General features: G+C 61.6%; 7 protein-coding genes. All 7 read left to right on the top strand.

Annotated features, from left to right (window positions below):
• Positions 1-476 precede the first annotated feature (476 nt).
• The 7 genes from J3U87_RS04735 (at position 477) to J3U87_RS04705 (ending at position 15047) form a co-directional block, all read left to right on the top strand.
• Positions 477-1409: a Type 1 glutamine amidotransferase-like domain-containing protein gene (locus tag J3U87_RS04735; protein ID WP_237381881.1), complete on the top strand. Its 933-nt coding sequence runs from the start codon at positions 477-479 to the stop codon at positions 1407-1409.
• A 97-nt stretch (positions 1410-1506) separates the two neighbouring features.
• The gene (locus J3U87_RS04730) at positions 1507-2640 is read left to right on the top strand and encodes an alpha/beta hydrolase-fold protein (protein ID WP_237381880.1); all 1134 of its coding nucleotides are present in this window, start codon (positions 1507-1509) and stop codon (positions 2638-2640) included.
• Between the two features lie 330 nt (positions 2641-2970).
• Positions 2971-4221 carry an ATP-grasp domain-containing protein gene (locus J3U87_RS04725; RefSeq protein ID WP_237381879.1) on the top strand — a complete coding sequence of 417 codons (1251 nt, stop codon included), beginning with the start codon at positions 2971-2973 and terminating at the stop codon, positions 4219-4221.
• Between the two features lie 429 nt (positions 4222-4650).
• A complete protein-coding gene (locus J3U87_RS04720; RefSeq protein WP_237381878.1) occupies positions 4651-5766 on the top strand; it encodes a BMP family ABC transporter substrate-binding protein in 1116 nt (371 codons plus the stop codon).
• 9 nt (positions 5767-5775) lie between these two features.
• Positions 5776-8526 (top strand): ATP-binding protein, encoded by a 2751-nt coding sequence (locus J3U87_RS04715; protein ID WP_237381877.1) that lies wholly within the window; start codon positions 5776-5778, stop codon positions 8524-8526.
• Between the two features lie 813 nt (positions 8527-9339).
• Positions 9340-14013 carry a hybrid sensor histidine kinase/response regulator gene (locus tag J3U87_RS04710; RefSeq protein WP_237384479.1) on the top strand — a complete coding sequence of 1558 codons (4674 nt, stop codon included), beginning with the start codon at positions 9340-9342 and terminating at the stop codon, positions 14011-14013.
• Positions 14010-15047, top strand: coding sequence for a response regulator (locus tag J3U87_RS04705; RefSeq protein WP_237381876.1), 1038 nt, complete (start codon positions 14010-14012; stop codon positions 15045-15047). The genes J3U87_RS04710 and J3U87_RS04705 overlap by 4 nt, the downstream gene beginning before the upstream one ends.
• Positions 15048-15190 lie beyond the last annotated feature (143 nt).

Below are 15190 nucleotides of genomic sequence, written 5' to 3'. Positions count from 1 at the left end.
AAATGCCGCAACTCGGAATGGTTGGCAGCCAACCTTCCGAGCTTCGAACCCCGACTTCGGCCAGGTCCGACAGCTACCTAAGATTAAGAATGAAAAGAACCCTTTTCAACAAAAATTACTACCCCGAGACAAAGATTCAAGCGAGGCATGGGGATTTGCGGGGATACCGCCGATCGGACCCGCCCATCCCACCGATTCCCGCGAACCATCCCAGAAAAGGCTCCGCTTCCCAACGGGCACAAACTACTTGGGAATCTAGGGAAATTTGATATGATCGGAGGCTTTCGAAGTCGAGTTGGGCGATGTACGCCACCCCTCGCGGAACCTGTTCCCGACGGCGCCTCCCCGCCTTCGAACGTCCTGAGCCGGGCGCAGCGGTCCCGGTCGGAGAATCGACGGCGCACACGAGGTTTGAAGAGCCGGGTGCACAAAACCGGATATTTCCACGAAACCCTTGACAAATTAGGGAGTTGCCCATGGTAAGAGTGGTGCTTTTAGGGCCGCAACGTCACAACCAGACCATTGCGAGGGCGGTCACCGATCTCGACTTGAAGGGCCCGTTGGCGGTCATCACCGCGGGATGGCAGGAACGCGAAGCCGAGCTGGAGGAGTTGGATGCCCATCTCGGCATGGAGACGGTCAACCTGAACCTGCACCAACGGGGCGAAGAGGTCTTTCGTCGCGACACGACCTTCACCGAGGCCCACCGCCAGCACCAGGACTTCCTCAAACGCCTCCAGGAGATCTATCGCATCCGCCTGAGCAAGACCCAGGGCGCGGTCCACGAGCTCATGGCCAAGCACCAGTGGCCCCACGAAATCATCGGCCCCGAAATCGAAGACAGCCTGCAGGCGATCCGCAACCTCGACGAGCACCACCTGCGGCGCATCCGCGGCGCCAATCGCGAATTCGAGCGCAAATGGCAGCCCAGCGACCGGCCCTCGATCGCCGGCCACCGCATGGAACTTTCCGAAATCCTGGAGCGCTGCGGCGGGGTCCTGATCGCCGGCGGCCACGTGGCGGTCCTGCTGAACCGTCTGCGCCTCTTCAAACTGGAGCCCATGCTCTCGCAAAAGCCCCTGGTGGCCTGGTCGGCCGGGGCCATGGTGCTCGCCAAGCGCATCGTGTTGTTCCACGACACGCCGCCCCAGGGTCAGGGTTTCGCCGAGGTCTTCGAGTCCGGCCTCGGCCTGTTCAGCAACCTGATTCCGCTGCCCCACGCCGAGAAGCGCCTGCAATTGGAAAGCCTCGACCGCGTCAGCATTTTCGCTCGCCGTTTTTCCCATTCGATCTGCGTGCCGCTGGACGAGGGTGACCGCATCGATTGGGACGGCAACTGGTGGCGCACCACCGAAAATACCCGCAAGCTCTCCGTCGGCGGCCAATTGGAGCAATGGGAAGAGATCTAGCAGGGTTCGAGGCACCACAGGACCGCCACCGGAGCCCCGACCCGGCGCGATCCGAAGCCAATGGAACGGGGGACGGCAACCACTCAGGGGAGGAAGCGTGACACTGGCGATCAGAGTTTTGGAAGAAAAGGAAACGGTCACCGAAGCCGATATCGACACCTTCATCGAAAGTCACGATTTTCCGCTGATGGAGGGCACCTCGATCACCTTCGTGTTTCGCGGCCAGGTGGACGCCGTCTACCTGATGCACTGGGTGTTCGGCCTCGAATCGTCCCAAGAGTTTGGCCGCCTCAAAAAGACCGACCTCTGGTACCTGACGCTCGACCTGCCCAAACGCAGCCGCATCGAATACAAGTTCAACATCACGGTCAAGGGCAAGAGCCACTGGGTCCACGACCCCTACAACCCCCAGGTGGCCCGCGATCCCTTCGGATTCAATTCCGTGTGCCACACCCAGGGTTACGAAACGCCGGAGTGGTCCTACCACGATCCCGATACCCGGCCGGGCAGTATCGAGGACCACGTCCTCGAGGATACGCCACTCGGTGAACGCAGCATTTCGGTGTACCTGCCGGCCCGCTTTCGCAAGACCCGTCAGTATCCCCTGCTGATCGTTCACGACGGCCACGACTACATGCGCTACGCCTCGATGCAGACCGTGCTGGACAACATGATCCACCGGTTGGAGATCCCGCCGATGATCGTGGTCCTCACCCAGGCCGGCGACCGTCTGCGCGAGTACGCCGCCGACGAGCGCCACGCCGACTTCATCGTCAAGAGCGTGCTGCCCTACATGGAATCCAAATTCCCCTTGAACCCGCGCCCCGCCTATCGCGGCCTGATGGGCGCCTCGTTCGGCGCCGTGGCCTCGCTCTACACCGCTTGGCGCAATCAGGGCACCTTCGGTCGCTTGCTGCTGCAATCGGGATCCTTCGCGTTCACCGACATCGGCAAGCACAAGCGCGGCCCGGCCTTCGACCCGATCGTGCCCTTCGTCAACCAGTTTCGCGACAAGTGCGGCAAACCGGCGGAAAAACTGTTCGTGAGCTGCGGCACCTACGAGTCGCTGATCTACGAAAATCGTTCGCTGGTTCCCCTACTTCAAGCCAGCGGTATGATGGTAAGATACGTGGAAGCTCGAGACGGACATAACTGGGAAAACTGGCGCGATCGCCTTCGCGAAGGTTTGTCATGGCTGTTTCCCGGTCCCCTGTGGATGGTCTACGAATAGGTTTTTCACCAGGCCGGTGGGTGAACGTTCAGTCGTTTCACAGCCAAGGTGTGCGATTCGGGTAGCGACGCAGCGCTGGGTGTCCTAGCCAGGACATTGGAAACCAAGGGTTTGCCCATCGCGACACAGGTCGTGGTGAGCCGCCATGCGCCCGCCGGTCATGGGCACCGGTCGGGCGGTCGACCGCTGGGATCCTCGTGCCCATGCCGGGTTCGCCATCGCTCGCTGCCTTCACGTGCCCCTTCCACCGCCGACCCCGCGTCTCGAGCCGGCACCGACACGTACGTTTCCAGTCGCATCGACTCATCCAGATCAACCAAGGAGTGACCCATGGGCAACATCACCAAGACGATCGGCCTCTCTCTGGGCGCCGATATCTGCTGGCCCATTTGCTATGAGGAAATCATCAGGAGGCTGCAACTGGCCATTCCCCACGAGGGGAACACCGTCAACTTCAACGTGGAGCGCGTCACCATCGAACCCTATTCGCTGCGCCAGCACTGCAAGTACGCGGTGGTATTGGATCGTCTCACCCACTGGTACCACACCAGTCGGGAATGGATCAAAAAGGCCATCATCCTCAATGACTTGTACGTACTGAACAATCCCTGGGCCGTTCAGTCCATGGAGAAACAGACCACTTACTGCGCCATGATGAAACTGGGCCTGCCCATTCCGGAAACCTGGATGGTGCCGCCCAAATCCTACGAGCGCAGCAAGGACCTGGACCACACCCTCAAGAGCTACGCCCGGTTGTTCAACCTGGGCGAGGTCGGTCAGAAGATGGGTTATCCCATGTTCATGAAGCCCTACGACGGTGGCGGCTGGGTCGGCGTCACCAAGATCGACAACGACGGCGAGTTGCGGGCCTCGTATGAACAAAGCGGCAAACACGTAATGCACCTGCAGGCCGCGGTCGCCCCCCACGAACACTTCATTCGCTGTGTCGGACTGGGTCCCCAGGTCAAGCTGGTCCACTACAATCCGGCCGCACCGCTGCACGGTCGGTACGTGGAAGGGTCCTCCACCCTGTCCGTCAAGGATCAGGATTGGCTGCGCAAACTGACCATCATCATCAACAGCTTCTTCCTGTGGGATTTCAACTCCTGCGAGTGCCTCAGCAAGGAAGGCACCTGGTATCCCATCGACTTCGCCAATCCCTGTCCGGACTCGCAGGTCACCTCCCTTCACTGGCACTTCCCGTGGCTGATCAAGGCCAACATCCGCTGGTCGATCTTCTGCGCGGTGACCGAGCGCAAAATGCGCCTCAACCAGAGTTGGGAGCCCTACTTCGAGATCGCCCGCGAGAAGGCCTCCCTCGAAGAGAAGGTGGAGCAGTACGCCACCCTGGCCGAAGCGCACTTCGAGACCGAACGGTTCGAAGAGTTCTGCGACCAGCACCTGGCCCATCTCGACGAAATCACGTGGGAGTTCTTCGGATCCGACATCGCCAAGGACGCCATTCGCCAAAAAGTGACCGCGCTGTATCCGCCTCACGAGGTCGAAGCGTTCACCGAACACTTCTGGCAACAGATCCAGAAGTGGCGCCGCGACGAGGAAACCAAGATCGGCGACACCTGACGCCCTGATCGAGCGATCGGCCTTCGAATCCACGGTTCGGCGGCCGATTCGCTCGTGGCATGGGTTCCCGTCGCGAGGGCAGGTGCCTTGGATGTCAAGAAAATATCCGGAACCCGGATGCATCGGGGCCCGGAATAGGCGAGACACTGTCCTGCCCTTTCCGCATCCATGTCGCTTCCTGCCTTCCGTATCGTGAGCCGAGGTTCTCCTCAACCACCACTCGAGCAACTTATAATTTTGAACAACTCCGTTCCTGCTGCGACCGTGATGGTAAAAATCCGCAGTCACCGCGAATCGAGATGGGGGCATTTCCATCCCGATCTGACAATTTTCCCGATTTCATGGTGTGCACGAGCTTCCGTGAGTGCTTCATGTTTTCTCGAATCCGACCGAAAATGAAAACAAAGCGGCACATACGGAAGGCAATCCATGCTCGGACCCCGGCGCACTTGGAACGCAGCCCTTATTCCGCCCAGGCATCAGCGGACCGTTCGCATCCTGCTGTTGGGGGTGCTGGTTCCCTGTTGGCTGGGGACGGCCTGCAATCGATCGGCGCCCCCGGCCCCCGAAACCCAGGGCGACAAGGCCCGAGTGTCGGTCATCCTCGATACCGGCCAGGATGACGACAAGACGTTTAACGCCCACATCCTGCAAGGTGCCCGGGAAGCGGAGCGCCAGGGACTGATCTCCCTGACCGCGACCAGCGCCTCCAGTGAATTCGACTACGAAGCCCACATCGAATATCAAGCGGGGCAGAACCCGGACCTGATCGTCACGAGCGGGTTTCTGATGGGCCACGCCACCGCCCGGGCTGCCCGGCGCCACCCGAACCTGAAGTTCGCCATCGTCGACGTCGTCTACGAGCCGGGCTTCGGTTGTCCGGACCACATCGAAGACTGCTACTCCCCGGAGGGCGGGCTCGACAACGTGACCAGCCTGAATTTCGCCGAGGACCAGGTCGGCTACCTGGCCGGGGTCCTGGCTGCCTGTATGAGCCAAACCGGCATCATCGCTTCCATTTCCGGTCCCGATGTAGAGCCCGTGGTGCGCTTCGTGACCGGCTACCAGAACGGCGCACGCTCGGTCAATCCGGACATCCAAACTCTGAACGTGTACCTGCCCAGCTTCAACGATCCGGAACTGGGCAAGGTCAAAGCCCGTGAATTCATCGCGGAGGGCGCCGACGTGGTGTTTGGCGTGGGCGGCAACAGCGGAAACGGTGCGCTGGTGGTGGCCGCCGAAATGAACCTGATGGCCATCGGTGTCGACGGCGATCAATACTATTCCCTTCCGATCGCGCGAAGCGCCCTGTTGACGAGTGCTTCCAAGAAATTGGACATCGCCGTCGCGGATCTCTTGAAGGACCTGGCCAAAGGAAAGCTGGAACCCGGCATTCGCACGGCCAGCCTCGCCAACGGCGGCGTGGATTTGGCGCCGTTCCACGATTGGGAAACCCGCATACCCACGGCGTGTCGACAGCACGTCGAATCGGCGCGGAACGCCATCATTGCAGACCCGACCCTGGCCAGGGCCGAACAGCCCTAGGGGTTCAGCATGAGTGACGCTCGGCCGGATCGAATCCTGGGGGCGGGACCCCGCCATCCCTTTTATCCGGTGGCCGCCTTGGCGACGATCGCAACCGCGACTTCCCTCGCGCTGATGATCGTCGGCCTGCTGCGCACCGGCGACCGCCAGTACGCATGGCTGCTCGCCGGTACGGGCCTGATGGCCGCCGGACACACCCTCTCCTGGCTGCTGGCCCTGCGCCATCGCAAACACCGCGTGGCGATCTGGTGGCTCGCCGGATCACAGGTCATCCACGCCGTCACGGCCCCGCTGTTCATGGCCGACTACCTCCACATCGCCCCGTTCCTGTTGCTGATGGTGCCGCTCGAAGTGTGTATCGCCGACCGATTGCGGCGCATCCCCAGCGCGCTGGGCCTGATGCTCGCCGGCGCGATCGTCATGATCGCCGTCGACTTGGTGGCCATGCCGAACCGGCGCAGCGTCCTGACCGACTTCCCCGGGGCGCACGCCCTGGCGATTCCGCTGTTCACGATGCACCTGATCCTGCTGGGATGGATGGTTTGGTATTACCGGATGCGCCCCAAGTCTCCCTTTTTCACCCGCATCAATTTGTCGGCCCAACAAACCCTGATCACCACCGGCGTCGCCTCGCTCTCGGTCCTTCCGGTCACCGTGGTGCTGGCGGCCCTCATCCGCGACGCACATATCGATCAGGTCGGCCAGAATCTCCGCTACCTGGCCGAGATCGCGGCCGGTAGAGTGGCCGACGACCTGGAATCGCACCTGTACAAGTTGGTCGCATTGGGTCGTGAACCGGTCATTCAGGAGGGGTTGCGTCAGGCCAACGACGCTTATCCGGAGGATCCCGATCGGGTCCGCGCCCAGATTGCCGAAAAGGAACGGCGCTGGCAGAACGAGTCACCCGACAGTCCCTTTATCCTGAATATCCGCGGCAACGCCCAAATGATGGTATTCGCCAGGTTCCGCACCAACGAGCACTCGCACCAGGACCTGTTCCTCACCGACCGCCATGGCTCGCTGGTCGCAGCCCAAGGCAAAAAGCCCCCGTCCAGCTCGTTCGCGACCGAGATCTGGTGGCGCGAGGCGTGGAACAGCGGTTTGGGCGCCAGTTGGTTCGGCGATCTGCAGTTCTCGCGGTCGACCGGATTGCCCTCCCTGCGGATCGCGGCGGCGATTCTGGACAAGACCCAGGGCCGCATCGCGGGGGTCATGACCTCCACCTACCAAATGCGCGCCATCCAAAGCGCCCTCCAGAAACTGAGCCGTGGCAAGGAGACCGCGGTCTATCTCGTCGACAAACGAGGTTTGATCATCGCTTCGGGCGAAGCGAACACCGCGGTCACGGACACGACCTGGTGGGATTTCGACGACTCGCCCATGAACCTGCCGCAAGACGCCCGCTTCGGCACCGCACCGCCGGACAGGCACCACGGCCGCGATCTCCACGGCAAACGCGCCCTCATCGCCCATGCGCCGTTGCGCACCAGCAGCGGGGTCAACATCGAAGACATCGCCCAATTGGACTGGCGGGTGGTGGTCAGCCAAAGCCACGATGCGGCGCTGGTGGGCGTCACCAAAGCCACCAAAGCGGCGCTGCTCGTAGGGTTGATGGTGCTGGCGCTCAGCGTCTGGATCTCCTCGATGACGGCGCGGGTTCAGGGGCGTCCGATCGAGCGCCTGAGACAAACCGCCTCGGCCATGGTGCTGGGCGATCTCGACAAACGCGCCCAGCCGGGGGGCAGCGAGGAGATGGCCGCCCTGGCCGAAGCCTTCAACACCCTGACGGAGCGCTTGGCCACCATGATTCACGACCTGCGCGAGTACAGCCGAACCCTGGAAGACAAGGTTCGCGAACGCACCGAGCGCCTGCGCCGCACCCAACGCGGGCTGATCGAGGGCGCCCGGTACTCGGGCATGGCCGAGATCGCCAGTGGCGTGCTCCACAACATCGGCAACGTACTCAACAGCCTTCGGGTATCGGTACAAACGGCCAACCAGCGGGTCAAGGACTCCAAGACCCAAAGGCTCACCAAGATCCGCCAGCGATTGATCGAGGAGAAAGGCCAGGCCTTCCGCGATTGGGTGTCGTCCGAAAAAGGCCTCGAACAGTTCACCCATTACCTCATCAAGCTGTGCGACGCGCTGATCGACGAGCACAAGACATTCCGCGGGGAATTGATCGCCCTGCAACACTACGTGGACCAGATCTGCAACGCCCTGGCCGCACAGACCAACTTCGCTCGCCAGATCCAGTACGACGAACCGCTCGACATCAACGAAATCCTGACCGACATCCTGCTGGCGGATGCCCAGTTGGAAGAGCGCTACCACATCCGGCTGAACCGCGACATGGCGGAGATCCCCACCATCAAGGGCATTCGCACCAAACTCTCCTACGCCTTCCTCAGCCTCTTGGAAAACGCACGCGAGGCCCTTGCCGCGAACGAGGAAGACGACCGCCAAGTCTGGATCGGCACGCGGGTGATGAACGGGACGGTGCAAATCAGCGTGCGCGACAACGGCGTCGGGATCCAAGAGGACGAGTTGACCACGATTTTTCAGTACGGCTACACGACCAAACCACACGGTCACGGATTCGGTCTGCATAGCTGCGCCAACGCGATGCGCGAGATGAACGGTCGCGTGTGGGCCGAGAGCGAGGGGCCGGGACAGGGCGCCGTGTTTTACCTGAGCCTGCCGCTGGTACCGGTGGAGGAGGAACCGAAAGAAGCCGGCGCGTCCGAGAGCGCAAGCTGAGTGTCGGAAGGAGATGTCGACCCCGACCCGGTCTGGTTTCGAGAGAGGGGAAGATCCTTTACCACGGAGTCGCCGCCCAGGCCGGGGGCCCGGGTTTCAGGTGGGTAACTAATCGAAGCGAATTGCTTGGAGTTCCCGCAATTGTGAGAGGGGCGTCGTTGCAGTAGGTTGGCCCGCCGGGCCGACGTTTTTCGACGAACTCCCCGCACATTCGCCTTTTTATATTTTTATCTTTATCTTCGAGCTTTACAGAGTTTGTTACATAATAGAGGTCACGGAGATCGCAGAGCCCGTGCGCGCGAAAGAGACCCAAAGCCTGTAAGTGGAACAGCTTGCCTTACCGGCCCTGCTCCACCAATCGAAGTATTTGAGCAGCAATATTTAGTGCTATCGAGAGATCTGGATGCCCGACTTATCTGCTTCGCTTTTTTACCACTTGATTTTGCGAAGCCTGGATCACTTCGAAAAGTACATCCGGCGGATGTACCTACTGGGCACGACGAATCTCTCGGTATGCGGGCACTCCGAGCAACTTTGTTTCAAGAGTGGTCACGGAGATCGCAGAGCCCGTGCGCAAAACCGCGAGAGTTCGACAAAGCGATGCTGACATTCAAATAAGTGATGCCACGTCGGATTTTCGACGGGTCGGGGTCTAAATCAATTGTCGATCCCGGTCGAAAGAAGGAGAAGAACCGCCCCGCAACCATCCCGAACCTGTCCCCAAAACACGGCGACCCGCCTTTCGTGGCCAAGACCCCACCCAGGCCACGAACCCAATCCTCCCCACGCCCCAGGAGCACCGATGTGTTTCCCATGTTCGAACGCGGTCAGTCCGCTTGCAGGATGCCGTGCCGGCTCACCCAACCGGTGGTCCCGATGCTGAGACGCCGCGATCACGATGACCGCGATTCTGCGGCGCGGCTGGAACTGTCGACCTGTCGAGAATCATGCGGCGAACGACCAACGAGCGGCGCCGGTTCCCTCTGGCCCCAGGTCCTGTTCTTCTCGCTGTTGATTCCCGCGTTCCTCGAACGCTTCCAACCCCTCTGCGCCCAGGCCTCCTTGAAGGACCTTTCGTTCGCCCATTTCTCGGTGGAGCAGGGCCTGTCGGACGGCATCGTGACCTGCATTCTTCAAGATCGAACCGGGTTCATTTGGATCGGGACCGAAAACGGCCTGAATCGGTTCGACGGCTACCAATTCAAAAGCTTTCGCCACGATCCCAAAAACCGCTTCAGCCTGAGCAACAACAACGTGACCGTGCTTTTCGAAGATGCGCAAGGCTCGCTGTGGATCGGCACCGACGGAGGATTGAACACCTACGATCCGCACTTGGAGCGCTTCGTTTCCCCAGCCTCGCAACGCGAAACACCCACCAGAAGCCAAGAATCGGGGGATGAAGACGAGGAGGACGAGGAGGACGAGGAGGAACCAGATCCAGCGGAGGATCCCGATGCCTTCCTGGAACGGCTCGAGGAACTGGTCCTCACCATGTATCAGGATGAGGCGGGCACCTTTTGGGTCGGCACCGAGCAAGGCGTGGTCCGGTTCTGGGTCAAGGACGGCCGTTGGAAAGCGATCCCGCTCCCGGCCGACCTCGCGCGCCACCTTGCCGATAAAAGCGTCAAGGCCATTCGCGAAACGGAAGACGGCGCGATCTGGCTGGGTACCGACGCGGGCCTGCTCCGGTACATACAGAACGATGCCGCCTCGCTGAAACAACCCCTCCCCGACGATCATCCTTTGCGACGCAGCGACATCAACGTCCTGGTCGAGGACGCTGCGGGAGTCTGGTGGATCGGGACCGAAGCCTCCGGCCTGATGCGCCTCGACCGGCGAACGGGAGACTTCCACCAGTACCTCCATCACGAAGAGGATCCCCACAGCCTGAGCCACCATCAAGTCAACGCGATTCACTGCGACGCGCAGGGCCTCGTCTGGGTCGGCACCTTGTATGGCCTGAGCCTGATCGGCCCCGATCGCGAACGATTCATCCGCTTTCGCACCGATCCCCTCAACCCCGCAAGCTTGAGCTACAGCGAAATCAGCTCGCTCTTCGAGGATCGATCGGGCATCGTCTGGATCGGCACCGACGGCGGCGGCCTCAACAAGTTCGACGCGCGCACCCGTCAGTTCGCACACTTCCACAACAACCCGCGCAACCCGGCCAGCTTGAGCCACAACCGGGTCCAGGCCATTCTCGAGGACAGCCAGGGCACCCTGTGGATCGGCACCGAGGCCGGTGGCCTCAATCGGTTCGATACCGACTCGCGGGACTTCCACCACTTCCGCCACGACCCGAACGATCCGAAATCGCTGAACAACGACGAGATCACGGCCCTTCTGGAAGACCGTCGCGGCGACTTTTGGGTGGGTACCGACGAAGGCGGGCTCAACCGGTTCGACCGCGAAACGGAGACCTTCACCCACTTCCTCTCGGACGAGGAGGTCCCCTCGAGCCTCAGCGACAACCACATCACCTTGCTGCACCAGGACAGTCAGGGACGACTGTGGATCGGCACCGAAGGTGGATTGGATCGCAATGACCCCGAATCGGGGGCGTTCATTCGCTACGCCGATCGCCCCGGCGCGGCCATGCGCCTGCCCGCCGAACCGGTACTCTCCCTTCACGAGGACTACGCCGATCTGCTGTGGATCGGCACCACCGAGGGACTCTTCCGCATGCGCCTGGACAAACGGGCCGAACCCCTTGAAATCGAACACTTTTTCGCCAATGTGGACAATCCCGACAGCCTCAGCGACACGATGGTCTGGGCGATTCATCGCGACGGAACCGGCACCCTGTGGTGCGGCACGGAAAACGGGTTGAACCGGCTGGATCCTGACACCCAGGCCTTCCGCCATTTCAAGGAGCCGGATGGACTGCCCCACGACGCGGTCTACGGCATTCAGGAAGACGAGCGCGGCCAGCTCTGGTTGGCCACCGGCAGTGGGCTCTGTCGCTTCAACCCCGGGGACCGGCACTTTCAGACCTACGACTTTCAGGAACTGCACAACATCACGTTTTACAGGGGCGCCTTCTACACCGCACCGGATGGCACCATGTACATGGGCGGCATGAACGGGTTCAACCGATTCCAACCCGATCGCATGGTCGACAACCCCTATGCACCGCCGGTGGTGATTACGGATTTCCTGATGTTCAACCAACCGGTTCAGATCGGGAAGGTTCTCGACAAGCGCGTGCTGCTGCCGCAATCCATCACCACCGCGGCTTCGCTGACCCTCACCCACCGCGACCACGTCATCTCGTTCCTCTACGCGGCCCTGGAGTATTCGGCACCCGGCAAAAACCAATACGCCTATCGGCTGGAAGGTTTCGATTCGGATTGGAACGACGTCGGCCAGCGCCGCATCGCCACCTACACCAACATCCCGCCCGGCGAGTACCGGTTCCGTGTGAAGGCCAGCAACAACAGCGGGCTCTGGAACGAAACCGGGGCCGACATCCGCATCGTCAAGTTACCCGCGCCCTGGCAGACCTGGTGGGCCAAGACGGCCTACGCCCTGTTCGCGCTGGCGCTCGTGGGCACCTTCATTCGCGCACGTACCAGCGCCCAGGCCGAGGAACTGGCGCGCAAGAACCGCGAACTGGACCAGGAACGCAAATTGGTGGAGAAGGAACGGCTGGTGTCGCAAGAGCTGCGGCGCGCCAACCAGCTTCAGAAAGAGCGCGACCAGGCCGAGGCCACCGCCCGCGCCAAAAGTATCTTTCTGGCCAACATGAGCCACGAGATCCGCACGCCGATGAACTCGATTCTCGGTTTCCTGGGCCTTTCGCTGGAGGACAGCGGCCTGCCGGGCCACCTGCGCAAGCACCTGGCGATCGCGCACAGCTCGGCCCAATTCCTCCTGCGCATCATCAACGACATCCTGGATGTGAGCAAAATCGAATCGGGCAAACTCGCCCTGGAAATCCGGCCCTTCCACTTGCCGCGCGTCCTGCACGAAATTTTGGACATGATGGCCATCAAGGCCGCCGAAAAACAGTTGAAGCTCCAACTCGATCTGGAATCGGATCTGCCGGAGACCTTCCTGGGCGATCCCCACCGACTGCGCCAGATCCTGTTCAACCTGGTCGGCAACGCGGTCAAGTTCACCGATCACGGCTACGTCAAGGTCGCGGTCGGTTCCGCTGGAGACGGGAACCACCTGACGTTCGTGGTCGAAGACACCGGGATCGGCATCGCCGAGGAACACATCCACAAAATCTTGGAACCGTTCAGTCAGGCCGATACCTCGATGACGCGACGCTTCGGCGGCACTGGATTGGGCACCACGATCTCCCGCCAGTTGGTGGAGTTGATGGACGGCGAGATGTGGATCGAGTCCAAGCTCGGCAAAGGTAGTCGGTTCTTCTTCACGATCGAGTTGAAACCCACCGACTCCCTCGAAACGACCGCGGATGGGGAAGCCACCGCAGACCAGGCCCAGGGTCGCTACCGCATTCTGCTGGTGGACGACATCGCCGAAAACATCCTGCTGGCCAAGGCCCGCCTGGTGAAAAAGGGGCATCGAATCACCACGGCACGCAACGGCTTGCAGGCCATAGAGGCCTTCGAGAACGGCACCTTCGACATCATCCTGATGGATGTTCAGATGCCGCAGATGGACGGCTTGACGGCAACCCGCCGCATCCGCGAAATGGAAGGCGGCGCCACCCTTCCGATCATCGCCATGACCGCCAGCGTCATGAAGGAAGACATCCACCAATGCGACGCGGCCGGCATGAACCTGACCATCGGCAAGCCCATCGATTTCGACAAGCTGTTCGAGGCGATGGCGCGCCTGGTGACCGCCTCCCCTCAGGACCTTCCCTCGGTCGAGGAAGAGGAGACCGCGACGCGACAGGACACGGGGGCGCAAGATCCATCGCTCATCGATTGGAAAGGCGCGCTTCACGTCTGGCAGGATCGCATTCTCTTCGAAAAGGCCCTGACGGGATTCGCCCAAGAGCACCGCACCCGCGTCGAGGCGATCCGAACCGCCCTGGATGCCGACGACCTCGACCAGGCCCGCGCCGAAATCCACAAGCTCCGCGGCATCGCCGGGAACCTGCATCTCGATCCGCTGCATCGCACCGCGGTCGAAACCGAGACCTGCCTGCGCAAGGGCGAACTGGATGGCATCGAGCCGCTTCTGGACAGTCTCGCGGCACGATTGGCCGCAACCTGTGACGCCATCGACACCTCGATTCACCCCGAACTCGGAGAGCGTTCGGTACCGCTTCCCTCTCCCACGAATCTGGAACGGATCGAGCCGCTCATGCGCGCCATGCTCCAGGCCATGGCACAATACGACCCGGACCAATCGGAACAGATACTCCAGGAGTTGACCGCCCACATGGCGGACGTACACCTGACCGACATTCGCAAGGCCCTGGAGGCCTTCGACTTCCACAAAGCTCGCGCCGAGCTTTCACATCTCGCTCTGTCCTTGAACATCGATTTGGAGGAAGCGCCATGACGCTCAAGAAGCAACGCGTCCTGATCACCGACGACGAACCGAACAACCTACAACTGATGCGCCAGATTCTGCGCGACGACTACCATATTTCCACGGCGACCGACGGGCCCATGGCCCTGGAAGTGGCGAGCAAGGTCGTGCCAGACATCATCCTGTTGGACGTGATGATGCCAGGAATGGATGGCTACGAGGTCTGCACCCGCCTGAAGGCCAACCCGGAGACGGCGCGTATTCCCGTCATTTTCGTTTCGGCACGAGCCGAGATCGAGGACGAGGACCGCGGCTTTCAGGTAGGCGCGGTGGACTACATCACCAAGCCGGTTTCGCGACCGATCGTGTTGGCGCGCACGGCCACCCACCTGGCCCTCTACGATCAGCAGCGCGCTTGCGAGGAACGCGTGGTGCGCAAAACCGCCGAGCTGGCGTGCAGCCAGAGCGCCGCCATCCACATGCTGGGCGAGGCCGGCCACTACAACGACACCGACACCGGCGTCCACATCTGGCGCATGGCCGCCTACTCGGGCGCGATCGCCCGGCGCGCCGGCTGGCACGTTGACCGGGCGGCGATGTTGGCGTTGGCGGCGCCGATGCACGATACCGGCAAGATCGGGATCCCCGACGCCATTCTCAAGAAGCCGGCCCGCTTGGACGCGGAAGAATGGGTGGTCATGAAGACCCACACCACCATCGGCCACAGCATCCTGTCCAAAAGCGACACGCCGCTGTTCCGCATGGCGGCGGACGTGGCACTGAGCCATCACGAGAAGTGGAACGGCGAGGGTTATCCCGCGGGCCTGAGCGGCGTGGACATCCCCGAGAGTGCACGCATCGTGGCCATCGCCGACGTCTTCGACGCCCTGACCATGGTTCGTCCCTACAAAAAGGCCTGGCCGATCGATGCGGCCCTCGCCGAACTGGAACGCGGTTCCGGGAACCATTTCGAGCCGCGTTTGGTGGCCTGTTTCATGGAGATCGAATCGGAGATCATGGAGATCAAGGCCAAGTGGGATCGTCGGGAGCAGGCGGAGCTCTGAACGGTGGAGGATTGCGCACGGGCGAGCGTGGCTTGGAGATTCAGGAAATTTTTACCACCGAGTTCGCGGAGGGCACGGAGAGGTGGGGTCGGCGTCGTGCCCATAAACTCCGTGACCTCCGCGAACTCAGTGGTGAAATTCCC

The sequence above is a fragment of the Sulfidibacter corallicola genome (genome assembly GCF_017498545.1).
Lineage (GTDB): Bacteria > Acidobacteriota > Holophagae > Acanthopleuribacterales > Acanthopleuribacteraceae > Sulfidibacter > Sulfidibacter corallicola.
This window is presented reverse-complemented; position numbering and strand designations above follow the sequence as displayed.

What these genes read in the sequence shown, in the direction of transcription:
- J3U87_RS04735 (WP_237381881.1), top strand. Translation starts at nt 477, where the DNA reads ATGGTAAGAGTGGTGCTTTTAGGGCCGCAACGTCACAACCAGACCATT.
- J3U87_RS04725 (WP_237381879.1), top strand. Translation starts at nt 2,971, where the DNA reads ATGGGCAACATCACCAAGACGATCGGCCTCTCTCTGGGCGCCGATATC.
- J3U87_RS04720 (WP_237381878.1), top strand. Translation starts at nt 4,651, where the DNA reads ATGCTCGGACCCCGGCGCACTTGGAACGCAGCCCTTATTCCGCCCAGG.
- J3U87_RS04715 (WP_237381877.1), top strand. Translation starts at nt 5,776, where the DNA reads ATGAGTGACGCTCGGCCGGATCGAATCCTGGGGGCGGGACCCCGCCAT.
- J3U87_RS04710 (WP_237384479.1), top strand. Translation starts at nt 9,340, where the DNA reads ATGTTCGAACGCGGTCAGTCCGCTTGCAGGATGCCGTGCCGGCTCACC.
- J3U87_RS04705 (WP_237381876.1), top strand. Translation starts at nt 14,010, where the DNA reads ATGACGCTCAAGAAGCAACGCGTCCTGATCACCGACGACGAACCGAAC.